General features: G+C 60.8%; 24 protein-coding genes. 14 read left to right on the top strand and 10 right to left on the bottom strand.

Annotated features, from left to right (window positions below; all coding sequences use genetic code 11):
* The first annotated feature begins 67 nt into the window (after nt 1–67).
* Complete coding sequence (gene bglX, locus ACS4NR_RS01035) at nt 68–2,359, top strand: beta-glucosidase BglX (protein WP_095138496.1); 2,292 nt, start codon at nt 68–70, stop codon at nt 2,357–2,359.
* A gap of 153 nt (nt 2,360–2,512) precedes the next feature.
* On the opposite strand, the gene ACS4NR_RS01030 is transcribed toward bglX, so the two are convergent.
* From ACS4NR_RS01030 to ACS4NR_RS01010, 5 genes are all read right to left on the bottom strand, one after another.
* Nucleotides 2,513–3,670, bottom strand: coding sequence for a phospholipase D-like domain-containing protein (locus tag ACS4NR_RS01030; RefSeq protein ID WP_204895753.1), 1,158 nt, complete (start codon nt 3,668–3,670; stop codon nt 2,513–2,515).
* Between the two features lies 1 nt (nt 3,671).
* Entirely contained in the window at nt 3,672–4,262 is a 591-nt protein-coding gene (locus ACS4NR_RS01025; protein ID WP_095138494.1) for a YceI family protein, read from the bottom strand.
* Nucleotides 4,263–4,452: 190 nt separating this feature from the next.
* On the bottom strand, nt 4,453–4,770 hold the full coding sequence (locus tag ACS4NR_RS01020; RefSeq protein WP_456018889.1) for an amidase: 318 nt from the start codon (nt 4,768–4,770) through the stop codon (nt 4,453–4,455).
* Nucleotides 4,767–5,846 (bottom strand): serine hydrolase domain-containing protein, encoded by a 1,080-nt coding sequence (locus tag ACS4NR_RS01015; protein ID WP_456018888.1) that lies wholly within the window; start codon nt 5,844–5,846, stop codon nt 4,767–4,769. Before ACS4NR_RS01015 ends, ACS4NR_RS01020 begins: the two co-directional genes overlap by 4 nt.
* Nucleotides 5,847–5,992: 146 nt before the next feature.
* The gene (locus ACS4NR_RS01010; RefSeq protein ID WP_456018887.1) at nt 5,993–6,871 is read right to left on the bottom strand and encodes an acyl-CoA dehydrogenase; all 879 of its coding nucleotides are present in this window, start codon (nt 6,869–6,871) and stop codon (nt 5,993–5,995) included.
* A 153-nt stretch (nt 6,872–7,024) separates the two neighbouring features.
* Between ACS4NR_RS01010 and olsB the strand changes: the two genes are divergently transcribed.
* Entirely contained in the window at nt 7,025–7,780 is a 756-nt protein-coding gene (gene olsB / locus ACS4NR_RS01005; protein ID WP_166497128.1) for an L-ornithine N(alpha)-acyltransferase, read from the top strand.
* Complete coding sequence (locus ACS4NR_RS01000; protein WP_456018886.1) at nt 7,780–8,574, top strand: lysophospholipid acyltransferase family protein; 795 nt, start codon at nt 7,780–7,782, stop codon at nt 8,572–8,574. Before olsB ends, ACS4NR_RS01000 begins: the two co-directional genes overlap by 1 nt.
* 110 nt (nt 8,575–8,684) lie before the next feature.
* Here the strand turns inward: ACS4NR_RS01000 and ACS4NR_RS00995 are convergent, their stop codons facing one another.
* Complete coding sequence (locus ACS4NR_RS00995) at nt 8,685–9,263, bottom strand: acyl carrier protein phosphodiesterase (RefSeq protein WP_456018885.1); 579 nt, start codon at nt 9,261–9,263, stop codon at nt 8,685–8,687.
* A 169-nt stretch (nt 9,264–9,432) separates the two neighbouring features.
* On the opposite strand from ACS4NR_RS00995, the gene ACS4NR_RS00990 reads away from it, so the two are divergent.
* The 4 genes from ACS4NR_RS00990 to ACS4NR_RS00975 all read left to right on the top strand — a co-directional run bounded on the left by ACS4NR_RS00990 (nt 9,433) and on the right by ACS4NR_RS00975 (nt 12,614).
* Nucleotides 9,433–9,753, top strand: a complete 321-nt coding sequence (locus ACS4NR_RS00990; RefSeq protein WP_003222436.1) for an ArsR/SmtB family transcription factor — start codon at nt 9,433–9,435, stop codon at nt 9,751–9,753.
* A gap of 5 nt (nt 9,754–9,758) precedes the next feature.
* On the top strand, nt 9,759–10,925 hold the full coding sequence (locus tag ACS4NR_RS00985; RefSeq protein ID WP_003222434.1) for an MFS transporter: 1,167 nt from the start codon (nt 9,759–9,761) through the stop codon (nt 10,923–10,925).
* Nucleotides 10,926–10,955: 30 nt separating this feature from the next.
* A complete protein-coding gene (locus tag ACS4NR_RS00980) occupies nt 10,956–12,005 on the top strand; it encodes an alkene reductase (RefSeq protein ID WP_456018884.1) in 1,050 nt (349 codons plus the stop codon).
* Nucleotides 12,006–12,164: 159 nt separating this feature from the next.
* Entirely contained in the window at nt 12,165–12,614 is a 450-nt protein-coding gene (locus ACS4NR_RS00975) for a hypothetical protein (protein ID WP_095138486.1), read from the top strand.
* Between the two features lie 242 nt (nt 12,615–12,856).
* Here ACS4NR_RS00975 and emhR read toward each other — a convergent pair whose 3' ends face one another.
* On the bottom strand, nt 12,857–13,489 hold the full coding sequence (gene emhR, locus ACS4NR_RS00970; RefSeq protein WP_027614407.1) for an efflux system transcriptional repressor EmhR: 633 nt from the start codon (nt 13,487–13,489) through the stop codon (nt 12,857–12,859).
* 267 nt (nt 13,490–13,756) lie between these two features.
* Here emhR and emhA point away from each other — a divergent pair, with 267 nt between their 5' ends.
* From emhA to ACS4NR_RS00935, 7 genes are all read left to right on the top strand, one after another.
* Complete coding sequence (emhA, locus tag ACS4NR_RS00965) at nt 13,757–14,914, top strand: efflux RND transporter periplasmic adaptor subunit EmhA (protein WP_095138485.1); 1,158 nt, start codon at nt 13,757–13,759, stop codon at nt 14,912–14,914.
* Between the two features lie 3 nt (nt 14,915–14,917).
* The gene (gene emhB / locus ACS4NR_RS00960) at nt 14,918–18,082 is read left to right on the top strand and encodes an efflux RND transporter permease subunit EmhB (RefSeq protein ID WP_443533126.1); all 3,165 of its coding nucleotides are present in this window, start codon (nt 14,918–14,920) and stop codon (nt 18,080–18,082) included.
* Nucleotides 18,079–19,539, top strand: a complete 1,461-nt coding sequence (emhC, locus tag ACS4NR_RS00955) for an efflux RND transporter outer membrane subunit EmhC (protein ID WP_115986216.1) — start codon at nt 18,079–18,081, stop codon at nt 19,537–19,539. Before emhB ends, emhC begins: the two co-directional genes overlap by 4 nt.
* Nucleotides 19,540–19,950: 411 nt before the next feature.
* Entirely contained in the window at nt 19,951–21,210 is a 1,260-nt protein-coding gene (locus tag ACS4NR_RS00950) for an OprD family porin (protein WP_456018883.1), read from the top strand.
* 181 nt (nt 21,211–21,391) lie between these two features.
* Nucleotides 21,392–22,582 (top strand): NAD(P)/FAD-dependent oxidoreductase, encoded by a 1,191-nt coding sequence (locus ACS4NR_RS00945; protein WP_115986218.1) that lies wholly within the window; start codon nt 21,392–21,394, stop codon nt 22,580–22,582.
* 26 nt (nt 22,583–22,608) lie between these two features.
* Nucleotides 22,609–22,965 (top strand): DUF1641 domain-containing protein, encoded by a 357-nt coding sequence (locus ACS4NR_RS00940; RefSeq protein ID WP_095138480.1) that lies wholly within the window; start codon nt 22,609–22,611, stop codon nt 22,963–22,965.
* A 21-nt stretch (nt 22,966–22,986) separates the two neighbouring features.
* A complete protein-coding gene (locus tag ACS4NR_RS00935) occupies nt 22,987–23,805 on the top strand; it encodes a methyltransferase domain-containing protein (RefSeq protein ID WP_456018882.1) in 819 nt (272 codons plus the stop codon).
* A 575-nt stretch (nt 23,806–24,380) separates the two neighbouring features.
* Here the strand turns inward: ACS4NR_RS00935 and pcaC are convergent.
* From pcaC to ACS4NR_RS00920, 3 genes are read right to left on the bottom strand one after another with little or no spacing between them, the layout of a single operon-like run.
* A complete protein-coding gene (pcaC, locus tag ACS4NR_RS00930; protein ID WP_456018881.1) occupies nt 24,381–24,773 on the bottom strand; it encodes a 4-carboxymuconolactone decarboxylase in 393 nt (130 codons plus the stop codon).
* A gap of 10 nt (nt 24,774–24,783) precedes the next feature.
* Nucleotides 24,784–25,575, bottom strand: a complete 792-nt coding sequence (gene pcaD / locus ACS4NR_RS00925) for a 3-oxoadipate enol-lactonase (protein WP_456018879.1) — start codon at nt 25,573–25,575, stop codon at nt 24,784–24,786.
* 12 nt (nt 25,576–25,587) lie between these two features.
* Nucleotides 25,588–26,952 carry a 3-carboxy-cis,cis-muconate cycloisomerase gene (locus ACS4NR_RS00920; RefSeq protein ID WP_456018878.1) on the bottom strand — a complete coding sequence of 455 codons (1,365 nt, stop codon included), beginning with the start codon at nt 26,950–26,952 and terminating at the stop codon, nt 25,588–25,590.
* Between the last annotated feature and the right edge of the window lie 32 nt (nt 26,953–26,984).

Raw genomic sequence — 26,984 nt, 5'->3', positions numbered from 1 at the left:
ATAGTCGCTCCCTAACTTTTGGCTGGCCGGCATTGCATTGCCGCTTGGGCCCTTGAGAAAAATATTCATGAAGAAGCTGTGTTTGCTGGGCCTGTTCGTCAGCCTGGCCAGTCATCAAGTATTGGCCGCCACGACCCCGGTACCCCTGGAAAACAAGGACGCGTTCATCAGCAATCTGATGAAGCAAATGACCCTCGATGAAAAGATCGGCCAGTTGCGCCTGATCAGCATCGGCCCGGAAATGCCTCGCGAGTTGATCCGCAAAGAGATCGCCGCCGGCAATATCGGCGGTACGTTCAACTCGATCACCCGCCCGGAAAACCGTCCGATGCAGGATGCGGCGATGCGCAGTCGCCTGAAGATTCCGATGTTTTTTGCGTACGACGTGATCCACGGTCACCGTACGATTTTCCCGATTCCGCTGGCCCTGGCGTCGAGCTGGGACATGGACGCCATCGGTCAGTCCGGGCGCGTTGCCGCCAAAGAAGCTGCGGCCGACAGCCTCGACATCACCTTCGCGCCAATGGTCGACATTTCCCGCGATCCGCGCTGGGGCCGCAGCTCCGAAGGGTTCGGTGAAGACACCTACCTGACCTCGCGCATCGCCAAAGTGATGGTCAAGGCCTACCAGGGCGACACGCCGAGCACGGCCGACAGCATCATGGCCAGCGTCAAACACTTCGCCCTGTATGGTGCGGTCGAGGGCGGGCGCGACTACAACACCGTCGACATGAGCCCGGTGAAGATGTACCAGGACTACCTGCCACCTTACCGTGCGGCGATCGACGCCGGTGCAGGCGGGGTGATGGTGGCGTTGAACTCGATCAACGGCATTCCGGCCACGGCCAACACCTGGCTGATGAACGATCTGCTGCGCAAGGACTGGGGCTTCAAAGGCCTGGCCGTCAGCGACCACGGGGCGATCTTCGAGCTGATCAAACACGGCGTCGCCCGTGACGGTCGTGAAGCGGCGAAGCTGGCGATCAAGGCCGGCATCGACATGAGCATGAACGACACCCTGTACGGCAAAGAGCTGCCGGGGCTGCTCAAGTCCGGCGAGATCGAGCAGAAAGACATCGACAATGCGGTGCGCGAAGTGCTCGCCGCCAAGTACGACATGGGCCTGTTCAAGGACCCATACCTGCGTATCGGCAAGGCCGAGGATGATCCGGCCGACACCTACGCCGAAAGCCGCCTGCACCGCGCCGAAGCCCGTGACGTGGCACGTCGCAGCATGGTGTTGCTGAAGAACCAGAACGAAACCCTGCCGCTGAAGAAAGACGCGAAAGTCATGCTGGTCGGCCCATTGGCCAAGGCCCCCATCGACATGATGGGCAGTTGGGCCGCCGCCGGTAAGCCGGCGCAATCGGTGACCCTGTTCGACGGCATGAGCTCGGTGATCGGCGACAAGGCCAACCTGATCTACGCCCGTGGCGCCAATATCACCAGCGACAAGAAGATCCTCGATTACCTGAACTTCCTCAACTTCGACGCTCCGGAAGTGGTCGATGACCCGCGCCCGGCCAACGTGTTGATCGACGAAGCGGTGAAAGCGGCCAAGGACGCCGATGTGATCGTCGCCGCTGTGGGCGAGTCCCGTGGCATGTCCCACGAATCCTCCAGCCGCACCGACCTGAACATCCCGGAAAACCAGCGCGAGCTGATTCGTGCCCTGAAAGCCACCGGCAAGCCACTGGTGCTGGTGTTGATGAACGGCCGTCCGCTGACCATTCTCGAAGAGAACCAGTCGGCTGACGCAATTCTGGAAACCTGGTTCAGCGGCACCGAGGGTGGCAACGCCATCGCCGACGTGCTGTTCGGCGACTACAACCCGTCGGGCAAACTGCCGGTGACCTTCCCGCGCTCCGTGGGCCAGATCCCGACCTACTACAACCACCTGAGCATTGGCCGGCCGTTCACGCCGGGCAAACCGGGCAACTACACCTCGCAGTATTTCGATGACACCACCGGTCCCCTGTTCCCGTTCGGTTATGGCCTGAGCTACACCCAGTTCACGTTGAGCGACATGGCGTTGTCGTCGACCACGCTGAACGCCACCGGCAAGCTCGACGCCAGTGTCACCCTGAAAAACACCGGTAAACGTGACGGCGAAACCGTGGTGCAGCTGTACATCCAGGACGTCACCGGCTCAATGATCCGTCCGGTGAAGGAACTGAAGAACTTCCAGAAAATCATGCTCAAGGCCGGCGAACAGAAAGTCGTGCACTTCACCATCACCGAGGATGACCTGAAGTTCTACAACGCCCAGCTCAAGTACGCGGCGGAGCCTGGCAAGTTCAATGTGCAGATCGGCCTGGATTCGCAGGATGTGACACAGCAGAGCTTTGAGTTGCTGTAATTATTCAGTAACCAATGCCCGTGTGAGAGGGGCCTTTGTGGGAGGGGGCTTGCTCCCGAATGCGCTGTATCAGCTAAAAAAATGCTGAATGACATGCCGCCTTCGGGAGCAAGCCCCCTCCCACATTGGAATCCACTGGTTTCGAAATTGGCGTTAACCGCGTCTGTCGAGGATATTGACCACCAACCGATCCACCCAGCCCCAAACCCGCTGCTTCACCCGCCGCCACAACGGCCGGCGCCGCCACTCCTCCAGACTGACCTGCTGACTCAGGCCGAAGTCCTTCTCGAAACTCTGCACCACCGCTGCCGTCAACGACGGATCCAGTGCCTCCAGATTCGCCTCCAGATTGAAGCGCAGGTTCCAGTGATCGAAGTTGCACGAACCGATGCTCACCCACTCGTCCACCAGCACCATTTTCAGGTGCAGGAAGCACGGCTGGTATTCAAAGATCTGCACCCCGGCCTTGAGCAGGCGCGGGTAGTAGCGATGGCCGGCGTAACGCACCGAGGGGTGATCGGTGCGCGGCCCGGTCAGCAATAGCCGGACGTCGACACCCCGGGCAGCAGCCTTGCGCAGCGAGCGGCGGATTTTCCAGGTCGGCAGGAAATACGGGGTGGCCATCCAGATGCGCTTTTGCCCGCTGTTCAAGGCGCGGAACAGCGACTGCAGAATGTCGCGATGCTGGCGCGCATCGGCGTAGGCCACGCGACCCATGCCCTCGCCCATGTCCGGGACCTTGGGCAAGCGTGGGAGGCCGACATGCGCCGAAGGTTTCCAGGCCCGGCGATGGCGGTTGGCGATCCATTGGCGGTCGAACAGCACTTGCCAGTCAAGCACCAGCGGGCCGCTGATTTCCACCATCACCTCGTGCCATTCGCTGCTGTCCTGCCCCGGCGTCCAGAACTCATCGGTAACACCGGTGCCACCGACCACCGCCAGACGCTGATCGACCAGCAGCAATTTGCGGTGATCGCGATAGAAGTTGCCGACCCAGCGCCGCCAGTTCAGGCGATTGTAAAAACGCAGTTCGACCCCGGCCTTGGTCAGGCGCTGACGCAGGTGCAGGGTAAACGCGAGGCTGCCGTAGTCATCGAACAGGCAGCGTACCCGCACGCCGCGCTCGGCAGCCTGCACCAGCGCCTGCACCACGGCCTCGGCGCAAGCGCCCGCCTCTACCAGATACAGCTCCAGCTCGACCTGCTCCTCGGCGCGGGCAATCTCCACCAGCATGCGCGGGAAGAATTGCGGGCCGTCGATCAACAGTTCGAAACGGTTGCCGTCCCGCCATGGAAACACCGCACCGCGCATGTCAGCGCGCCGTGAAGATCAGCACCGCACCCACCGGCACCGACAGACTGATGGCCGACAACCCGGCCAGGTTACGCAGGGTTTCCAGCCCCGGCGCCAGATCGAAATCCTCGGCGTTGATCACCAGCGGCTCCAGGGTCACCACTTGAAAACGCCGGTCATCGAGACGGGTTGCCAGCAACTCCGCCGGGTATTCATGTTGCTTGCCGTGCAGATTGACGGTCAGCGGCAGACGCAACTCAAGTTGCGCACCGGGGGCCAGATCGTTGATCGGGCGCAGGTCAATCTGGGTGCTGATGGTCGCTTCGGGGAATTGCTCGATCTGGAACAGCTCCTTGCGCATGCGCTCGTCGCGCAGCGGGATGCCGCTGTTGATCGAGTCCAGCTCGACTTCGACCTCGGCGCGACCGCTGGGATCGACTTTGCCGTGCAGCACCAGAAAGCGTTGCACTTCAGAAATGTGGGCGTTTTTCGTGCTGACGAACGACAGCCGCGACGACTCGCCGTCCAGATACCAGTTGGCCTGCGCCGGCAGTGCGGCGGCGGCCAGCAGCAGACTGGCAAAGGCTGTATAGAGGGAGCGGTTGAACATTGAATACTCGTGGGGGCGATAAACCTGCACGAACCTTAACCGCCTACGCCGTTATTGCAAACTGATCGCCGCAAATCTATCGATTGGTAAAAGTCCCTGTGGGAGCGGGCTTGCTCGCGAAGGCGGTGAGTCAGTCAACACAAATGCTGAATGGCACACCGCATTCGCGAGCAAGCCCGCTCCCACAGGGTTATCTATTGACTTGAGGATTGAGGCGGCAACCCTGCCGTTCGCCCAGCCACTGCGCACGATTGCTGCGACCCATGCCGCTGACGGTGATGGTTTTGCTGGCGCTGTCATCGGTAAAGCCGCTGGTCGGCAGCCACTGTTTCACATAGCCCCGGCAATACTCGGCGTCGTTGTTCATCACATAACGGCACGAACAATATTCCTTCGCCGTGTAGGCACTGATGATGTCGGGGAACGCCCAGAGGTTTTCCCGTTCGAGCCAGAGCCAGCCGAGCAGCACGATCAGCGCCAGCAGCAACACCCGCTTCAACAGCTTCATGGCTGCACCGCCTTGAGTACGCGTTTGAGCAGTTCGTTGTGGCGATAGCTGCCGTCGCGGTCATCGGCGTAACGCACGATCACCAGTTTCTCGCTGGGGATCACATACAGCGCCTGGCCCCAGTGGCCGAGGGCGGCGAAGGTCTCGGGCGGCGCGTCGGGCCACGGCGCGGCGGCGCCATCCGCCGGGCGATTGAGCCACCACTGACCACCGGGCACCGCTTCGTCCTGATGCGCCTTGTAGCCGGCAAAGGCAGTGCGGTTGAAGGCGACCCAAGCCTTGGGCAGCAATTGCCGGTCGTGCCAACGTCCGTCGCGAGCCATCAGCAGACCGACCCGCGCCAGATCCCGCGCCGTGAGATAGGCATAAGAGGACGCGACAAACGTACCGCCGGCATCGGTTTCCCACACGGCGTGGCGGATGCCCAGCGGCTCGAACAACGCGGTCCATGGATAGTCGGGATAACGCTGCGGGCCAACCATGTTCTTCAGCGCCGCCGCCAGCAGATTGCTGTCGCCACTGGAGTAACGGAACGCCTGCCCCGGTGGCGCATAAGCTTGGTGATTGGCGGTGAACGCAGGCATATCGCGGTGCCCACGGGTGTAGAGCATCGCCACCACCGAGGATTTCAGCGGGGCATATTCGTAGTCTTCCTGCCAGTCCAGGCCGGATGCCCAGTGCAGCAGATCCGCCACGGTGATCGCCGGGTGTTTTTCCAGCGCCGGGTAGAATTTTGAAACTGGATCATCAAGCTTGAACAGGCCTTCGCCAGATGCCACACCAAGTACCGTGGCCATCAGGCTTTTGCTGATCGACCAGGTCAGGTGCGGGGTATCGACACGGGTCGGGCCGGCGTAGCGTTCGTAGATAACCTGGCCGTCGCGGATGATCAGCAGAGCGTCGGTGCGGATGCCCTGGCGGGTGGTGTCGTCGCGGGGTGGGAAGGCGTAGGTCTCTAATGCCTCGACCGCGGCGCCGCTGATGTTGGCGCCAATCGGCCATTGTTCACCGGGCCATTGCTCGGCCTGGACCGTGAAGCTGATCAGCAGCAGAAACAGGGACAGACTTTTGCACATGGTGAGGGCTCTTGGGGAGAACCTGAGGGTAGTCTTGCCACATGACAGATGTGTGGTGTTTTTGCGGCCGCCTTCGCGAGCAAGCCCGCTCCCACATTTGAAACGCATTCCAAGGGTGGGAGCGGGCTTGCTCGCGAAAAGGCCAGTCAGCCCACCGCCAAAGCCTTGGCCAAGCGCTTGGCCCGCGCCCCCGCCGCCAACTGCATCACCGACTGATCACGCTGCCACATCGCCGCCCACTCCGGATTACCCGCGCGCAACGCCTGATCGATCTCGCCCTTCAGCGCATCGAACTGCGCAAACAAACCACCCAGCAACACATGCCCCGCCGGGTTGTTCGGTGGCTGGCGACTCGCTTCCGCACACCCGGCCAGCAGCGCCAGCAAGCGCAACAACAGCGGCTGCGACCAGCCACTGTCCTGACCGACGCCGTACAGCCACGCGGTCATCGCGCTCAGCACGTAGACATCTTCCAGGGTGCGAAACGGCTTCACATAAGCATCCCAGCCATCCCCCGCGAGCAGCTCGCACAACGCGCCGTCCAGATGCAGCCGACCGTGACTGATGTCCGGCATCAGCGGCAGCGCCGGGAGTTTTTCCACGCGCACGCCGGGTTCGCCGGGATAGACCACCGCCAGACTCAGGCGCGGTGTTTCGCCGGGTTCTTCACTGCGCGCGGCGACGAGCAGCCAGTCCGCGGCATCCCCAGCGGTAACGAAATCCTTGCGCCCGCTCAGGCGCAAATCGCTGAGACGGGCTTGCATGTCCGCCGGGCGCAGGCTGCGCTGCTCGGTCGCACACAACGCGCCAAGACTTGGCGGCGCGCTCGGCCAGAGCATGCGCAACGCCGCCTGATACCCCACCAGAAATGCCAGCCCCGGCGTCGCCATGCGCCGCCCTCCGGCCACCGCCAGTTCGAACGGCGTCACGTTGCCCACTTGCTGCAACAAGGTGGCGAAACCTTCCGCCAGATCAGCGACGGCGGGCAGACGTTCATGACTTTCGAGCAGGCTGGGCCAGGGCATAAGAGGCTCCTTGAGGGCTGTCATACAAGCATCACCAAACGTTCACGGTGATGACACCGGGGCTACATAGCCTGACTTTGCACAACATGGCTGCATAAAGAAAGTCGATCGGCTGCAACCCACGACGGGTTCAAGGCCCGTACGGAGATTCAAATGACTCAGATCGCCCGCATCAGCGACACCGGCAATGAACGCCGCCTGCAAGCCGAACGCCTGATCGGCGCCGAGGCCTTGCAGCAAGCCCAGGCCTTGCGCTTCAGCGTATTCAGCGGCGAGTTCAACGCCAAGCTGAAAGGCGCGGAACTGGGTCTGGACATGGATGACTATGATGTTCACTGCAGCCACATCGGCGTGCGTGACCTGAACACCGGGCGTCTGGTCGCCACCACTCGTTTGCTCGATCACACCGCCGCCAGCAGTCTGGGCAAGTTCTACAGCGAAGAAGAATTCAGCCTGCATGGCCTGGCGCATCTGCAAGGCCCGATCCTCGAAATCGGCCGCACCTGCGTCGACCCGGCCTACCGCAACGGCGGCACCATCGCCGTGCTCTGGGGTGAACTGGCCGAAGTGTTGAATCAGGGCGGCTACAGTTATCTGATGGGTTGCGCGAGCATTCCGATGCAGGACGGCGGCGTGCAGGCCCACGCAATCATGCAGCGTCTGCGCGAACGTTATCTGTGCACCGAACACTTGCGCGCCGAACCGAAGAAACCGCTGCCGTCGCTGGACATTCCATCGAACGTAATCGCGGAAATGCCGCCGCTGCTCAAGGCCTACATGCGTCTGGGTGCGAAGATCTGCGGCGAGCCGTGCTGGGACGAAGACTTCCAGGTCGCCGACGTGTTCATCCTGCTCAAGCGCGACGAACTCTGCCCGCGCTACGCCAGGCACTTCAAGGCGGCCGTGTGATGAGCCGGTTGCGCGTGTACGCGCGAATCGCGCGGGTGCTGCTGGTGGTGGCGCTGGGCTTGACCATGGCCAGTGTGTTCGGCGTGTTCGAACGTCTGGGCCTGGCGCACTCGATGCAACGCCGGCAGCGCTGGTCGCGGTTTTTCATGGCGCGTCTGAGCCATGCCCTGCCCTTTCGCGTGACCGTGCACGGCGAGTTGCCGCAGCAGCCGATGCTGTGGGTCAGCAATCATGTGTCATGGACTGACATTCCGCTGCTGGGCATGCTCACGCCGCTGTCGTTTCTGTCCAAGGCCGAAGTGCGCACCTGGCCGGTAGCCGGTTGGCTGGCGGCGAAGGCCGGCAGTCTGTTCATCCGTCGCGGTTCGGGTGACAGCCAGTTGATCCGCAAACAGATGACCCGTCACCTGCAAACGCAACATCCGCTGCTGATGTTCCCGGAAGGCACCACCACCGATGGCCGCTCGCTGCGCACCTTTCATGGTCGCCTGCTGTCGGCGGCCATCGATTCGGAGGTGATGCTGCAACCGGTGGCGATCCGTTATCTGCGCAATGGCGAGATCGACACATTGGCGCCGTTCATTGGCGACGATGATTTGCTGTCACACCTGATGCGTCTGTTCAGCAACGATTGCGGCGATGTCGAGGTGCATCTGCTCAAGCCGATCGCCTGTCAGGGCCGCGAGCGCGCGGCGCTGGCGTTCGAAGCGCAGCAGGTGGTGCACAAGGCGTTGTTTGGAGAGGTGGCCAAACCGGCCGAACCGCGTCGCGCCGGCGAATTGATCGCTGCCTGAAACACAGATCCCCCCTGTGGGAGCGGGCTTGCTCGCGAAGGCGGTGTGTCATTCAACATTTTTGAAGGATGATCCACCGCATTCGCGAGCAAGCCCGCTCCCACAGGGTTCTACGGTGTTGTTGAGGATTGTGCGAAGTCTTGCAATTGCGGGTAGAACAACGCGAAGTCCTCACTCAGCGGTTCATACAACCGCCGCAATTCCTGCATCGCCCCCGCCAGCTCCTCAGGCCGGGTCAGGCGGCGGGAGATCCCGCGCAACACCTGCTCCAGCACTTCAAATTCCTGGTACGAACCCAGCCAGTCATTGGCAACCATGTGCGGCGCGATCTTCGCCAGGCGTTCGGGCAATTGCCGTTCATTCGACAGCACCCGATAAACGTCGCGGGTGAAATGCTCCAGCGGCCCATCGGCGTACAGCGTCCAGTCGCGCGCCAGGCAATGGTCGAAAAACACATCGAGGACAATCCCGGCATAACGCCGCCGGGTCTGGGTGAAACGCCCGAGGGCGATGTCCACTAAAGGATGGCGATCGGTGAACACATCAATCCGCCGATGCAGCTGAATCGCCGCTTCAATCTGCGGCGCAAACTGCCCTTGCAGGCGTCCTTTGACGAAATCGCCATACAGACTGCCGAGTAATTGCTCGGGGTGCTGGCCTCCGAGGTGTAAATGTGCGAGATAGTTCATGGGCGCAGCTTAGCACTGCGCGCTTTCATCGTTACAGCACACGTATCGTTATAACCCGATATACCGATTTATGCGGTCGTCAGATCAAATTCATATTGGTATATCGCGAAATACCGATTTAAAATTCGCCTCATCGCGATATAGCGCTACACATCACGAGCATAAAGCCATGAACCTCGACCTCGACGAAATAATAAAAGCCCTGGCGCACCCAGTACGGCGAGACATCCTCATCTGGCTGAAAGACCCCAAAGCCCAGTTTCCTGAGCAGATTCACAACCACGAGTACGGCATCTGCGCCGGGCAGATCGATCAACGCTGCGGCCTGTCGCAGTCGACCGTCTCCGCCCACCTGGCGACCCTGCAACGCGCAGGTCTGATCAGCAGCCAGAAAGCCGGCCAGTGGCACTTCTTCAAACGCAACGAGGACGTGATCCAGGCGTTCCTCGACGCCATCGTCAAAGAGCTCAGCGCTCCCACAAGGAATTGATTCAAATGCCCCTCTCGCTACTCATTCTGGCCTTGAGTGCCTTCGCCATCGGCACCACCGAGTTCGTCATCATGGGCCTGCTGCCCGATGTGGCGGCCGACCTCGGTGTGTCGATTCCCGGCGCCGGCTGGCTGGTGACCGGTTACGCCCTGGGCGTGGCCATCGGTGCGCCGTTCATGGCACTGGCCACCGCCAGACTGCCGCGCAAGGCCGCACTGGTAGCGCTGATGGGCATTTTCATCGTCGGTAACCTGCTGTGTGCCATCGCCAGTGACTACAACGTGCTGATGTTTGCCCGTGTCGTCACCGCGCTGTGCCACGGTGCGTTCTTCGGTATCGGTTCTGTAGTAGCCGCCGGGCTGGTGGCGCCGAACAAACGGGCGTCGGCCGTGGCGCTGATGTTCACCGGCCTGACCCTGGCCAACGTGCTCGGTGTACCGCTGGGCACGGCGCTGGGCCAGGAAGCCGGCTGGCGTTCGACCTTCTGGGCGGTAACCGTGATTGGTGTAGTGGCGCTGATCGGTCTGATCCGCTTCCTGCCGGCCAAGCGTGACGAGGAAAAACTCGACATGCGCGCCGAACTCGCCGCCCTCAAAGGCGCCGGCATCTGGCTTTCGCTGAGCATGACCGCGCTGTTCGCCGCGTCGATGTTCACCCTCTTCACCTACGTCGCGCCGCTGCTTGGCGATGTCACCGGTGTCTCGCCAAAAGGCGTGACCTGGACCCTGCTGCTGATCGGCCTCGGTCTGACGGTGGGCAACATCATCGGCGGCAAGCTGGCGGACAAGCGTCTCGGCGCCACCCTGATCGGCGTGTTCGTGGCGATGGCGGTGGTCTCCACCGTGCTGAGCTGGACCAGCGTTGCGCTGATCCCGACTGAAATCACCCTGTTCCTCTGGGCCACCGCTTCGTTTGCCGCCGTCCCGGCGCTGCAAGTCAACGTGGTGACCTTCGGCAAGGCCGCACCGAACCTGGTGTCGACCCTGAACATCGGCGCTTTCAACATCGGCAACGCTCTGGGCGCCTGGGTCGGCGGCAGCGTCATCGCCCACGGTTTCGGCCTGACCAGCGTGCCCCTGGCCGCCGCCGCGCTGGCCGTGCTCGCGCTACTGGTGACCCTGATCACTTTCCGTCAGAACGGCGACGCCGGTCTGGCCCCTGCTACCCACTGATTAACCACTTAACTGACGAGGGTTGTACACATGGCAACTATTTTCGATCCGATCAAACTGGGCGACCTTGAGCTGTCCAACCGCATCATCATGGCCCCGCTGACCCGCTGCCGCGCTGATGAAGGCCGCGTACCGAACGCGCTGATGGCCGAGTACTACGTGCAACGCGCCTCGGCTGGTCTGATCCTGTCCGAAGCCACTTCGGTGACCCCGATGGGCGTTGGCTATCCGGACACCCCGGGCATCTGGTCCAACGACCAGGTTCGCGGCTGGACCAACGTGACCAAAGCCGTGCACGCTGCCGGCGGCAAGATCGTCCTGCAACTGTGGCACGTCGGCCGCATCTCGCACCCGTCGTACCTCAACGGCGAAACCCCGGTCGCGCCGAGCGCCATCCAGCCTGAAGGTCACGTCAGCCTGGTGCGTCCATTGGCCGACTACCCGACCCCGCGAGCTCTGGAAACCGCTGAAATCGCCGAGATCGTCGACGCCTACCGCACCGGTGCCGAAAACGCTAAAGCCGCCGGTTTCGACGGCGTGGAAATCCACGGCGCCAACGGCTACCTGCTCGACCAGTTCCTGCAAAGCAGCACCAACCAGCGCACCGACAACTACGGTGGCTCGCTGGAAAACCGTGCGCGTCTGCTGCTGGAAGTGACTGACGCGGCGATCGACGTCTGGGGCGCCGGCCGTGTCGGCGTACACCTGGCTCCGCGCGCCGATTCCCACGACATGGGCGACGACAATCTGGCCGAGACCTTCACTTATGTGGCTCGCGAGCTGGGCAAGCGCGGCATCGCCTTCATCTGCTCTCGTGAGAAAGAAGGCGCTGACAGCCTCGGCCCACAACTGAAAGAAGCCTTCGGCGGCGCGTACATCGCCAACGAACGCTTCACCAAGGACAGCGCCAATGCGTGGCTGGCTGAAGGCAAGGCTGACGCCGTAGCGTTCGGCGTACCGTTCATTGCCAACCCCGATCTGCCGGCACGTCTGAAGGCCGATGCACCGCTGAATGACGCGCGTCCTGAGTTGTTCTACGGCAAAGGCCCGGTCGGCTACATCGATTATCCAGCGCTGTAAACAACATCAACTAACAAGTAAGCCCCGCCTCGAAAGAGGCGGGGCTTTTTTTATTTTCACACATTTAAAGATTCGCCATCAGAACAATATAAACCTAAGCTCCGCCCAGCAACTCATCAATTACAACCCACCAACTTAATCAAGCAAGGTTATATAAAAATGAATGATATAGATCCAAACAAACTTACATTCCTTCTGCAAATCACCAATGCCACGGACTCTACTTTCTGGCTTGAGGATTCCTCTCCAAAGCACCCACCCTTGACGCGTATCGACAAGATCCTCCCCTATCAGACCGTCTTTATGATGTTTGAAGGAGATCCTCATCTGAAGCAGGACATCGTTATTGATTACGATATCAAAAAAGAGGTATTCAGCACTTACGTCTGCTACACCAACTACAAACAGAAAGTACAATTCGACACCACGCTCAGTTATTGCTACAGACAAATGGCGGGGCACCGGCCTCCAAAGGTCGAACTCTTCTGGGATACCAATGCTTTCTCTATTGGCGCCGAACCGATCAACTGCGGCGCGGCATTGGAAAATGAAAACCCGGTTTACCCTTACAGTTATAAGATGATCGCATTCATGACGCCGTCGGCCTGATAGAGAGTTACCCGCTTATGCAGTAACGGTACGGACAACGCTGTTGCTCAACGCCCATTTTGCCCGAGTCGTTAACATTCATTCACACAGTCGAAACAAAACCCCTACAAAATACGTAGCTCGCTACCTATCAACCTGCGCAACGTACGTATATAAAAGCACCCCATTACAGAAAGGCTTGAAGCAGGGACATTTCCCCGCTTCAAGTCTTGACACGGACAGATTCAATTACGCATTTTGTTTCATTTGCGCAGGCTGGGGCTCAGGCGCAGCATATCCAGTCCTGTATCGACCCAGCGCTCGGCTTCGGCATGCAATTGAAAGCTGTCCGGCGCCAACAGCCATCCATACAGGAGGCCATCGATATACGCATGAATGCTGATGGCCGCCCGGGCAGTGTCGAGATCTTCCGGCAACTGGCCGCGATTGACCGCATTACGCAGGGTCAGACCGATGCGCAGGTTGCAATCGAGACTGGCCGTGCGGCGCTGCTGGCGCAGATCGCACATTTCATCGGTGAATTCGCACTTATGAAACAGAATCTCGTTGATGCGACGGGTCTTCGGATCCAGGGCGACCTGATGGAACAGATGGATCAACAGCTTGCGCATGCATCCCAGCGGATCGAGTTCGTCCTCGCTCTCGCTGGCCTTGGCCAATTCATCCAGCGGTTCATGCAGGCTGTCGAGCATCGCCTGCACCAGATCGGCCTTGTTGCTGAAATGCCAATAGATGGCACCGCGCGTAACGCCGGCCATCGTCGCGATATCCGCCAGGGTCGTGCGGGCCACGCCCCTTTCATAAAACGCTTTCTCGGCCGCTTCGAGAATCTGGCTGCGCGTTTCCTGAGCTTCCTCTTTGGTACGACGGACCATGGCAGTAAAACCTCAAACAGGATGTTTCAGGGATGGCTGAATATCCGCTGAATAAAGAGGGGGCTGATTTCTCACGAATCGGCTCCCCGGCCTACAATTTCAAACCTTGCGACGCATTTTGTAACAGGGTGGGTACGACGCCAAGCTATTTACAAACAACCATGAACGTAAGTATATTCCTTAGCAAGCTACTTATCCACTCGACCCGATTTTTTTACCCTTTCACACTTCTTGTGCGCAATGTGCGCGCCTGACCCGAGGATCTTCATGCAATTCAAGCCAGCTGTTACCGCTCTGGTCACTGCCGTCGCCCTGGCATCGCTGCTCAGCGGATGTAAAAAGGAAGAAGCGGCCCCAGCCGCTCCGCCTCCTCAGGTCGGCGTCGTCACCCTGCAACCACAAGCGTTCACCCTCACGTCCGAACTGCCCGGGCGCACCAGTGCGTACCGCATCGCTGAAGTTCGACCACAGGTCAACGGCATCATTCTCAAGCGTCTGTTCAAGGAAGGCGGCGATGTCAAAGCCGGCCAGCAGCTGTATCAGATCGATCCGGCAGTCTATGAAGCGACCCTGAAAAGCGCCGAAGCCAACCTGCGTTCGACCAAGTCGATCTCCGACCGCTACAAGCAACTGGTCGACGAGCAGGCCGTGAGCCGCCAGGAATACGACACCGCCGTGGCCAATCGCATGGAATCGGAAGCGTCGTTGCAAAGTGCGCAGATCAACGTGAAATACACCAAGGTCTACGCGCCGATCTCCGGCCGCATCGGCCGTTCTTCGGTGACTGAAGGTGCTTTGGTCAGCAACGGCCAGACCGACGCCATGGCCGTGATCCAGCAACTGGACCCGATCTACGTTGACGTCACCCAGTCCTCGGTAGAGCTGCTGGAGCTTCGCCGTGAGCTGGAAAGCGGTCGTCTGCAAAAGGCCGGCGACAACGCCGCCGCAGTCAAGCTGACCCTGGAAGACGGCAGCCAGTACAAGCTCGACGGCAAGCTGGAATTTTCCGAAGTGTCAGTCGATCAGACCACAGGTTCGGTGACCCTGCGCGCGGTGTTCCCGAACCCGGATCACACCCTGCTGCCAGGCATGTTCGTCCACGCCCAGTTGCAGGCCGGTGTGAACAGCGCCGCGATCCTCGCGCCGCAGCAAGGCGTGACCCGTGACCTCAAAGGCACGCCGACCGCACTGGTCGTCGGTGCGGACAACAAGGTCGAACTGCGTCAGCTCAAGGCCAGCCGCACCGTCGGCAGCCAATGGCTGATCGAGGATGGCCTGAAGGCCGGCGATCGCCTGATCACCGAAGGTCTGCAGTACGTCAAACCGGGTGTTGAAGTCAAAGCCACTGAAGCGACCAACGTTCACGCAAAGAACCCGGCCCCCGCACAGGCAGCTGACCAAGCCGCCGGCGGCAAAGGGGAGTAACCCATGTCAAAATTCTTCATCGACCGTCCGATTTTCGCCTGGGTAATTGCCCTGGTGATCATGCTGGTCGGGGCTCTATCGATCCTCAAATTGCCGATCAACCAGTACCCGAGCATTGCGCCGCCAGCCATTGCGATCTCCGTGACCTACCCGGGCGCTTCGGCGCAAACCGTGCAGGACACCGTGGTCCAGGTGATCGAGCAGCAGCTCAACGGTATCGACAACCTGCGTTATGTGTCCTCGGAAAGTAACTCCGACGGCAGCATGACCATTACCGCGACCTTCGAGCAAGGCACCAACTCCGACACCGCGCAGGTGCAGGTTCAGAACAAGCTGAACCTGGCCACTCCGCTGCTGCCGCAGGAAGTGCAGCAACAGGGTATCCGCGTGACCAAGGCAGTGAAAAACTTCCTGCTGGTGATCGGCGTGGTGTCGCGTGACGGCAGCATGACCAAGGACGACCTGTCCAACTACATCGTGTCGAACATGCAGGATCCGATTTCGCGCACCGCCGGTGTCGGTGACTTTCAGGTCTTCGGTGCCCAGTACGCGATGCGCATCTGGCTCGACCCGGCCAAGTTGAACAACTTCAACCTGACCCCGGTCGACGTGAAAACCGCCATCGCTGCGCAGAACGTTCAGGTTTCGTCGGGTCAGCTCGGCGGCTTGCCCGCCGTACAAGGTCAGCAACTCAACGCCACGATCATCGGCAAGACCCGTCTGCAGACCGCCGAGCAGTTCAAGGAAATTCTGCTCAAGGTCAACAAGGACGGTTCGCAAGTTCGCCTCAAAGACGTGGCTGATGTCGGCCTCGGCGGTGAAAACTACGCGATCAGCGCCCAGTTCAACGGCAGTCCGGCTTCCGGCCTGGCAGTGAAACTGGCCAACGGCGCGAACGCCCTCGATACGGCCAAGGCCCTGCGCAACACCATCGACAGCCTCAAGCCGTTCTTCCCGCAAGGCATGGAAGTGGTGTTCCCGTACGACACCACTCCAGTGGTCACCGAGTCGATCAAAGGTGTGGTTCACACGCTGGTCGAAGCGATTGCGCTGGTGTTCCTGGTGATGTTCCTGTTCCTGCAGAACTTCCGCGCCACCGTCATCACCACGATGACCGTGCCAGTGGTATTGCTCGGTACCTTCGGCATCCTCGCCGCCGCCGGTTTCAGCATCAACACGCTGACCATGTTCGGCATGGTGCTGGCCATCGGTTTGCTGGTGGACGACGCCATCGTCGTGGTGGAAAACGTCGAGCGGGTGATGAGCGAAGAAGGCTTGTCACCCAAGGAAGCGACCAAAAAATCCATGGGCCAGATCCAGGGTGCGCTGGTCGGTATCGCCCTTGTACTGTCGGCGGTATTGCTGCCGATGGCCTTCTTCAGTGGCTCCACCGGTGTGATCTACAAGCAGTTCTCGATCACCATCGTTTCGGCCATGGCCCTGTCGGTGCTGGTTGCCCTGATCTTCACCCCGGCGCTGTGCGCGACCATGCTCAAGCCAATTCCGAAAGGCGAGCATGGCACGCCGAAGAAAGGCTTCTTCGGCTGGTTCAACCGCAATTTCGACCGTGGTGTACAGAGCTACGAACGCGGCGTCGGCAATATGCTGTCGCGTAAAGCGCCATATCTGCTGGCTTACCTGCTGATCGTCGTTGGCATGATCTGGCTGTTCACCCGCATTCCGACCGCGTTCCTGCCGGAAGAAGACCAGGGCGTACTGTTCGCTCAGGTACAGACCCCGGCCGGTTCCAGTGCCCAGCGTACCCAGGTGGTCGTCGATGAAATGCGTGAATACCTGCTGCGTCCGAACAAGGACGGCGGTGAGGCTGATGCGGTGGCTTCGGTGTTCACCGTGACCGGTTTCAACTTCGCCGGTCGTGGCCAGAGCTCGGGTATGGCGTTCATCATGCTCAAGCCGTGGGGCGAACGAGACGCCGAAAACAGCGTGTTCAAACTGGCCGCCCGGGCTCAACAGCACTTCTTCAGCTTCCGCGATGCGATGGTGTTTGCCTTTGCCCCGCCAGCGGTACTGGAGCTGGGTAACGCCACCGGTTTCGACGTATTCCTGCAGGACCGTGCCGGTATCGGCCACGAAAAACTGATGGAAGCGCGCAACCAGTTCCTCGGCATGGCTGCGCAAAGCAAAGTCCTCACACAAGTGCGTCCGAACGGCTTGAACGACGAGCCACAGTTCCAGCTGGAAATCGATGACGAGAAGGCCAGTGCCCTGGGCATTACCATCAGCGACATCAACAACACCCTGTCGATTGCCTTGGGCAGTAGCTATGTCAACGACTTCATCGACCGCGGTCGAGTGAAAAAGGTGTACGTGCAAGGCCAACCGGACTCGCGCATGAGCCCGGAAGACCTGAAGAAGTGGTATGTACGCAACGCCCAAGGCACCATGGTTCCGTTCTCCGCTTTCGCCAAGGGCGAGTGGATCTACGGCTCGCCGAAACTGGCACGCTACAACGGTGTGGAAGCGGTAGAAGTGCTGGGTGCTCCGGCGCCGGGTTATTCCACCGGTGAGGCGATGGCCGAAGTCGAAGCGATTGCCAAGAAACTTCCGTCGGGTGTCGGTATCTCCTGGACCGGTCTGTCCTACGAGGAACGGCTGTCCGGCTCGCAGGCGCCAGCGCTGTACGCCTTGTCGCTGCTGATGGTGTTCCTGTGTCTGGCGGCGCTGTATGAAAGCTGGTCGATTCCGATCGCGGTCATGCTCGTGGTTCCACTGGGGATCATCGGTGCGTTGATGGCAACCAGCCTGCGCGGTCTGTCTAACGACGTGTACTTCCAGGTGGGCTTGTTGACGACCATCGGTCTGGCGGCTAAAAACGCCATTCTGATCGTCGAGTTCGCCAAGGAACTGCATGAGCAAGGGCGCAGCTTGCGTGATGCGGCGATCGAAGCCTGCCGCATGCGTCTGCGACCGATCATCATGACTTCGCTGGCCTTCGTGCTCGGTGTTGTACCGTTGGCAATCTCGACCGGTGCCGGTTCGGGCAGCCAGCATGCCATCGGTACTGGCGTAATTGGCGGTATGCTGACGGCCACGATCCTGGCGATCTTCTGGGTCCCACTGTTCTTCGTCACGGTTTCGTCCATGGGCCAGCGCAAAAACGCCGACCAGGATGAAACTAAAGAAACTCCTAAAGAGGCTGGCCAATGAGCAAGTCGCTACTCTCCATCGCAGTCGCCGCCTTCGTGCTGAGCGGTTGCTCGCTGATACCCGACTATCAGCAGCCTGAGGCTCCGGTCGCAGGTCAGTACCCGCAGGGGCCGGCCTATTCGCCGGCCCAGGCACCGGCGCAAGCCGCTGCCGAGCAGGGCTGGAAGCAGTTTTTCCATGACCCGGCCCTGCAGCAGTTGATCCAGGTATCCCTGGAAAACAACCGCGACCTGCGTGTCGCGGCGCTGAACATCGACGCCTACGCGGCTCAATACCGCATCCAGCGCGCCGACCTGTTCCCGGCGGTGTCGGCCAATGCCAGCGGCAGCCGTCAGCGGGTGCCGGCCCGTGCATCGCAGACTGGCGAGTCGAGCATCACCAGCTCCTACTCCGCCACTGTCGGCATCAGCGCCTACGAACTCGACCTGTTCGGTCGGGTTCGCAGCCTGAGCGAACAAGCGCTGCAACAATACTTCGCCACTGAAGAAGCACGCCGCAGCACGCAGATCAGCCTGGTGGCGAGCGTCGCCAATGCTTACCTGACCTGGCAAGCGGACAAGGAACTGCTCAAGCTGACGCAAGACACCCTCGGTGCCTTTGAAGAAAGCTACAAGCTGACCAGCCGCAGCAACGAAGTCGGTGTGGCTTCGGCGCTGGACCTGGCGCAGTCGCGTACCTCGGTCGAGAACGCCCGGGCACAACTGGCGCGTTACACCCGCCAGGTGGCGCAGGACGAAAACAGCCTGACCCTGCTGCTCGGCACCGGCATCCCGGCCAATCTGCAAGCGGCCAAACCGCTGTCCGATGACCTGCTCAGCGACGTACCGGCCGGTCTGCCTTCGGACCTGCTGCAGCGTCGTCCGGACATCCTTCAGGCCGAGTACAACCTGAAAGCGGCCAACGCCAACATTGGCGCCGCCCGTGCAGCGTTCTTCCCGAGCATCAGCCTGACCGCCAACGCGGGCAGCCTGAGCCCGGACCTGTCCGGTCTGTTCAAGGGTGGTTCGGGTACCTGGCTGTTCCAGCCGCAGATCAACCTGCCGATCTTCAACGCCGGCAGCCTGCGCGCCAGCCTCGACTACGCCAAGATCCAGAAGGACATTGGCGTGGCGAACTACGAGAAGTCGATTCAAACCGCCTTCCAGGAAGTCGCCGACGGCCTGGCCGCGCGCCAGACCTACACCGAGCAGTTGCAGGCGCAGCGTGACTTCGTCGCGGCCAACCAGGATTACTACCGCCTGGCCGAGCGTCGTTACCGCATCGGGGTCGACAGCAACCTGACCTTCCTCGACGCCCAGCGTCAGTTGTTCAGCGCACAACAGGCGCTGATCACCGACCGCCTCGCGCAGCTGACCAGTGCGGTCAACCTGTACAAGGCCCTGGGTGGCGGCTGGAATGCGCAGACCGCGCAGAACGAACCGCTGAAAGAAGAAGCACCGAAGATGAAGCTGTTCTGATCATCCGGTGAACACAAAAAGCCCGCCATTTGGCGGGCTTTTTGTTGCCTGAAACAAATGTGTTGTCTGGAATGGCGCTATCGCGAGCAGGCTCACTCCTACAGGGGAACGCATTCCAATTGTAGGAGTGAGCCTGCTCGCGATAGCGCCTTATCGACCACCACAAAACCCGGCTCAATCTTGCGTTCGATAATCGCCCGAAACCCGCTTTCCCCGATTGAATCCCGCCCACCGCGCCCCGCACCATTCGCTCCACAAAACCAATAACAACAGGTTCGACACCATGCTCCCGCGCCCTGTCCCGTCCGGCTGATCGCCGCCGCTTCATCCCTGATTCTGCAAGCTCGTGCCCGCCCCGAAATGGCGGCAACGGCTCTGTTCGACCTAAAAAAAATAACAAGAGACCCTGCGATGACTCATCCAACTGCGCCGTACGCACTCCCCGGCCTGATCGCCCTGGCCCTGACCGGCGTCGCCCTCCCCGCCGCAGCCGAAGAAGCCGGTTTCGTCGAAGGTGCCAAGGTCAACCTGAACCTGCGCAACTTCTACATCAACCGCAACTTCACCAACCCGACCAAGGCTCAGGGCAAGGCTGAAGAGTGGACGCAGAACTTCATCCTCGACGCCAAATCCGGCTTCACCCAAGGCACCGTCGGCTTCGGCATGGACGTGCTGGGCCTGTACTCGGTGAAGCTCGATGGCGGCAAAGGCACCGGTGGCACGCAACTGCTGCCGCTGGATCACGACGGGCGCCCGGCGGACAACTTCGGCCGCACCAACGTCGCGTTCAAGGCCAAGCTCTCTCAGACCGAAGTGAAGGTCGGCGAATGGATGCCGGTGCTGCCGATCCTGCGTTCGGACGACGGCCGTTCGCTGCCGCAAACCTTCCGGGGCGGGCAGATCACCTCAAAGGAAATCAACGGCTTGACCCTCTATGGCGGGCAGTTCCGCGCCAACAGCCCGCGCGACGACAGCAGCATGAGCGACATGTCGATGGTCGGCAAAGCGGCGTTCACCTCTGATCGCTTCAACTTTCAGGGCGGTGAATACGTTTTCAACGAAAAACGCACGCAGATCGGCCTGTGGAACGCCGAACTCAAGGACATCTACAGCCAACAATACGTCAACCTGATTCACAGCCAGCCACTCGGCGACTGGACGCTGGGCGCCAACCTCGGTTTCTTCTACGGCAAGGACGACGGCAGCGCCCGCGCCGGCGAACTCGACAACAAGACCTGGTCGGGGATGTTCTCGGCCCGCTACGGCGGCAACACCTTCTACGTCGGCCTGCAGAAACTCACTGGCGACAGCGCCTGGATGCGCGTCAACGGCACCAGCGGCGGCACCCTGGCCAACGACAGTTACAACGCCAGCTACGACAACGCTCAGGAACGTTCCTGGCAGGTGCGCCACGACTACAACTTCGCCGCCCTGGGCATCCCCGGCCTGACCCTGATGAACCGCTACATCAGCGGCGACAACGTACACACCGGAACCATCACCGACGGCAAGGAATGGGGCCGCGAATCGGAACTGGGCTACACCGTACAGAGCGGCGCCCTGCGCGACCTCAACGTGCGCTGGCGCAACTCGACCATGCGCCGCGACTTCAGTAACAACGAGTTCGACGAGAACCGCCTGATCATCAGCTATCCGATCAGCCTGCTTTGAACCGCATGCCGGCGCTGCAGCGCCGGCATCAACCACTGGTCAGCCCGGACTGGCGATTTGTCGAGGCGCAGATACAGTCAACAGAGTGTGTAAATTCTCCAGCCTGCTGTAGGAGCCCTTAGTTTTCTTCCGTTATCTCCGGATGCTGTACGCGAAGCTGCCTTGGCCACGGAGGTCAGGTATGAGCAAGCGAATAGTTATCGTCGGTGGCGGTGTAGGTGGAACCATGCTGGCCAATCAACTGGTCGGCAAGCTGTATCCCGAAGTTCTACGCGGCGACGTCTCGATTACATTGCTGTCCAGTTCTCCCGATCATTACTACAAACCTGCGTTCATGTACGTGGCGTTCAGTCAGTTCTTCGAAGAGGAACTCAAACGTGCGGAACGCTCATTGTTGCGCCCGGAAATCAGTTTCCATGTCGAAGAAGTCACCCGTTTCGACTTTTCCGGGCAGCAATTGCGCACCCGAACCGGCAAGCGCTTCGACTATGATTTTCTGGTGATCGCCACCGGCTGCGTGCCGGCGCCGGAACGCATCGAGGGTCTGCAAGAAGCCGGCGACCACTTCTATCAATACCTTCCTGCCCGGCAGCTGGCGCAACGCCTGAACACCATCGAAAAAGGCCGGATTTTCATTACCGTTTCCTTCCCGCAGACACCGAACGTCCCGCACCAATGCGGAATCGCCCCCGTGGAAACGACATTGATGCTGGATGATCTGTTGCGTCGCCGGGGCGTTCGCGAGCAAGTGGAAATCATCTACACCTACCCGACGGTTGCCCAGCTATTGCGCAATTGTCTGTTCTTGCAGCGTCCCACCGGTGAAATTCTGCCGAGCATTTTTGCCCAGAAAAACATTCAATTTCAGCGCGGCTTCACCCTGAGCCATGTGGATCCTGATGCAAAAATCGCCTACTCAATCGAGGGCGATGCGCAACCCTTCGACATTCTGATGGCTACCCCGCCAATCCAGGCCGTCGAGGTGGTGCGTGAATGCGGCATCTCACAAGCCGCCAATGATGAAGGATGGCTGCCGACCAATCACGAAACGCTGCAGGTCTACGGTCTGGAGAATGTCTACGTGATCGGCGACACCGTCGACCTGCCGGTCAGCAAGGCCGGCGGCGCCTGTCACAACCAGGCGCCGGTGATCGCCAACAACATCACGGCCCAGATCCGTCTTGGCGCACCCAACTCGGTATACGACGGTCGGGTACAGGCGGTAGCACAAATGGGCCTGAATGCCGGGATGCCACTCTGGTACGACTACGCCCACGATGTATTGCCGACACCCCCGACCAAATTGGGCGGTCTGCTCAGAAACGGCTTCAATCGCGGTCTTTACTGGGCGGTGGCCCGGGGAATGCTTTGACCCTGCACAGGGAGGAGTGATTGCTCATGAACATGCCCGAGGAAATGTCAGCCACGCCCGGGTTCACTGCACTGATGGCGAAACTGCAGCCGTTAATCGATGGCGGACGCCTGGAGAATATTGTCGACCTGCTTTCCCTGGTTTCCGACATCGCCGATCTGCTCGACCCGGCCATGGTGGAAAAACTCGCGCAATTGTTCGAGAGCAGCACAGCCGCCACCTGGACAGTCAGTAATGCAGTGCGCGTAGCCAAAGCCGAAGTATCGGCACAGTCAGCGGCGCCGGGGACTCTGGCGTTGCTCAAACTGCTGAATGAAGAGGACACACGCAAAGGCGTGGCCGTTGTCCTGAAAACCCTCAACGTCATTGGACGACAACTGTAATCCGCCAGAGAGGACCTCCTCATGAGCGCCAAACTCGAAACGGCAGGGAACGCCTGCACCCACTGGGACGCCAAGGCGTACCAGCAGTTTTCCCGTCTCAGGCAACGCCCGGTCAACGAATTGCTCGACCGTATCGATCTGCACGACCCCAGACGAATTTATGACCTGGGCTGCGGCACCGGCATCGCCACTCAACTGCTGGCCGAGCGCTGGCCGCGTGCGCAGTTGCTGGGTGTCGACAGCTCGCGGCAGATGCTTGATCAGGCCCGGTGCCTGCCGATCAACGCCCAATGGCAAGAGTGCGACCTGCTCGACTGGCAACCTGAACAACCGGCCGATCTGCTGCTCGCGGCGGCGGTGCTGCATTTCATTGGCGATCATCAACACCTGCTGCCGCGCCTGCTGGGGTATCTGCGCCCGGGCGGCTGTCTGGCGGTGCACATGCCGGACTGGCGCGATGCCTTGTGGTATCGACTGATGCTCGGCACCCTCGACCATGCCGGACCGGGACACACCCCCATCGGCACACCGCAACTGCGCCGGCGCATGGCGGCGCGGCCGTTGTTGACTCTGGAGGACTACTATCGCTTGCTCGCGCCGCTGACCACCTCGCTGGAGATCTGGGAAACCGAGCAACTGCAGGTGGTTGACGGCAAGTCACCGGTGTACGACTGGGTGAAGGTCTCGGCGCTGCGGCCGGTGATGCAGGCACTGACGTCACAGGAACAGGCGCGGTTTATCTACCACTACCTGATGCGGGTGCATAAGCATTACCCGCCGGAGGAAAACGGGCAGACGCTGTTTCCGTTCAAGCGGATTTTCATTGTCGCCAAGGTTTGAGTGCCTGTGCTGATTGATGCATCACGGCGTCTGCCGCTTTCGCGAGCAAGCCCGCTCCCACAGGGAAATGCATTCCCAATGTGGGAGTGAATTTTCATTGTTGCCAGGGTTGAGTGCCTGTGCTGATTGATGCACCACGGCGTCTGCCGCTTTCGCGAGCAAGCCCGCTCCCACAGGGAAATGCATTCCCAATGTGGGAGTGGATTTTCATTGTTGCCAGGGTTGAGTGCCTGTGCTGATTGATGCATCACGGCGTCTGCCGCTTTCGCGAGCAAGCCCGCTCCCACAGGGAAATGCATTCCCAATGTGGGAGTGGATTTTCATTGTTGCCAAGGTTTGAGTGCCTGTGCTGATTGATGTATCACGGCGTCTGCCGCTTTCGCGAGCAAGTCCGCTCCCACAGGGAAATGCATTCCAATGTGGGAGTGAATTTTCATTGTCGCCAGCGCTTGAGTGCCTGTGCTGATTGATGCATCACGGCGTCTGCCGCTTTCGCGAGCAAGCCCGCTCCCACAGGGAAATGCATTCCCAATGTGGGAGCGGGCTTGCTCGCGAAGGCGTCAGTTCAGGCACCATCACTCCCGGGATTCGACGCCCAGTTCATCCCACACCGACTCCGCCAAGTGGAACGTCGCATTGGCCGCCGGGATTCCGCAGTAAATCGCGCTCTGCATGATCACTTCCTTGATCTCGCCCCGGCTCACACCGTTGTTGGCCGCCGAACGCAAATGCAGTTTCAGCTCGGCCTCGCGGTTCATCCCGATCAGCATGGCGATGGTGATCAGGCTGCGGGTATGCCGAGGCAGGCCCGGGCGGGTCCAGATGTCGCCCCAGGCGTGACGGGTGATCATCTCCTGGAATTCCGAGTTGAACTCGGTCAGTGCATTCAGGCTGCGATCGACATGGGCGTCGCCCAATACCGCGCGGCGTACCTGCATGCCATCGTCGTAACGTTGTTTCTCGTCCACAAAAACTTCCTCACTTAGCCTGCAAAAACGCCAACACACGATCACTGAAATCAGCGCCGGCCTGCACGTTGGACAGGTGCGCTGCATAGAACTCGGCGTACTCGGCGTCGCGCACATGCTGCTGAATGAAATGCCCGCCGGACGGTGGCGTCACCGCATCTTCGGTGCCGGCAATCACCAGCAGCGGCAGGTTGATTGACGCCAGTTGCTCACGGAAATCGGCATCGCGCACCGCCGCGCAATTAGCCGCATAACCTTCAGGCGAAGTCGACGCGAGCATATCCGTAATTTTCTTCGCCGCCGCCGGATTGGCCGCGGAAAAATCCGGGGTAAACCACCGGGCAATCGACGCATCACGCAGTGCGACCATCGCTGCCGGGCCGTCGCGCAGCACGGTTTCGATGCGCGGGTTCCACACCGATGGATCACCGATCTTCGCGGCGGTGTTGCACACGATCAGTTTGTGCAGACGATGACCGGCATTGATCCCCAGCCACTGGCCGATCAACCCGCCCATCGACAATCCGCAGAAATGCGCACGCTCGATGTGCAGCGCATCGAGCAAGCCGAGCACGTCGCGGCCCAGTTGCTCGATGCTGTATGGCCCCGGTGTCACCAACGACTGGCCGTGACCCCGGGTGTCGAAACGCAGCACCCGGAAATACTCGGTGAACGCCGGCATCTGCGCGTCCCACATGTGCAGGTCGGTGCCCAGCGAGTTGGACAGCACCAGCACCGGTGCGTCGACCGGGCCTTCAATAACGTAATGCAGTTCGCCATCGGCGAGTTGAACGAAAGCCACAGCCCTCTCCTTTCAGACAGACAATGCGTTGTGTTCGGCCACCGCGCGCTCGACCCAGGCTTGCGCCTGGCCGAGGTAATGCGCGGGGTCGAGCAGATGATCCAGTTCGGCGCTGCTCAGTTCGGCAGTTACCTGCGGCTCGTCGCCGAGTACCGCACGCAGGTGGCGCTGTTCGGCCACCGCGCGTTTGCAGCATTGTTCGAGCAGGTGATGTGCGGTGTCGCGGCCGACCCGTTGCGCGAGGACGATGCTCACCGCTTCGGCCAGCACCAGCCCTTGGGTCAATTGGAGATTGCACGCCATGCGCTCGGCATCGACTTCCAGACCATCGGCCAGCAGGCGCGCCTGTTGCAGCGCACCGGACACCAGGCAGCAGATCTCCGGCAGGGTTTCCCATTCGGCATGCCACAGACCGAGGCTGCGTTCGTGCTCCTGCGGCATGGCGCTGAACAGCGTCGAGACCAGCCCCGGCACCCGGGTCGCCGCACCGATCAACACCGCCGCGCCCACCGGATTGCGCTTGTGCGGCATGGTCGACGAACCGCCCTTGCCCGGCGCCGACGGCTCGAACACTTCCGCCGCTTCGGTCTGCATCAACAGACTGACGTCGCGCCCGAGTTTGCCGAGGCTGCCGGCGATCAAACCGAGCACAGCGCCGAACTCGACAATGCGATCACGCTGGGTGTGCCACGGTTGTTCCGGCAAGCTCAGTTGCAGCTCTTCGGCCAGCGCCTGGGCGATCGGCAACGCCTGTTCGCCAAGCGCCGCAAGGGTGCCGGAAGCGCCGCCGAATTGCAGCACCAGCAGCCGTGGCTTGAGTTCGCGCAGACGCTGACGGCTGCGGGTCACCGCGCCGAGCCAACCGGCAATCTTCATCCCGAGGGTGACGGGCGTGGCGTGCTGCAACCAGGTGCGCCCGGCCAATGGCGTCGCCGCATGCCGCTGGGCTTGGGTGGCGAGCGAATCGGCCAGCGCTGCCAGATCGCTTTCAATCAAGTCCAGCGCCTGACGCAATTGCAGGACCAGCCCGGAATCCATCACATCCTGACTGGTCGCCCCCAGATGCACATAACGCTCGGCCTCGGCACTGCTCGCGGCAATCTGCTTGCCCAACGCCTTGACCAGTGGAATCGCCGAGTTACCGGCCGTGGCAATCGCCTCGCCCAGCGCCGCGAAGTCATACAGACCGGCGTTGCAGGCGGCGGCAATCGGCGCGACGGCGGCCGCCGGAATCAACCCGACCCGCGCTTCGGCCCGGGCCAGCGCCGCTTCGAAATCAAGCATCGCCTGCACCCGGCCCTGATCGCAGAACACCTCGCGCATATCGCGGGCCGTGAAGTAGGCATCGAACAATTGATTGCCCGGTCGCTGAGTCATAAACAGTCCTTGCCGGCGCGGACCAATGCGGC

The organism is Pseudomonas sp. JQ36 (assembly GCF_053851495.1).
This window is presented reverse-complemented; position numbering and strand designations above follow the sequence as displayed.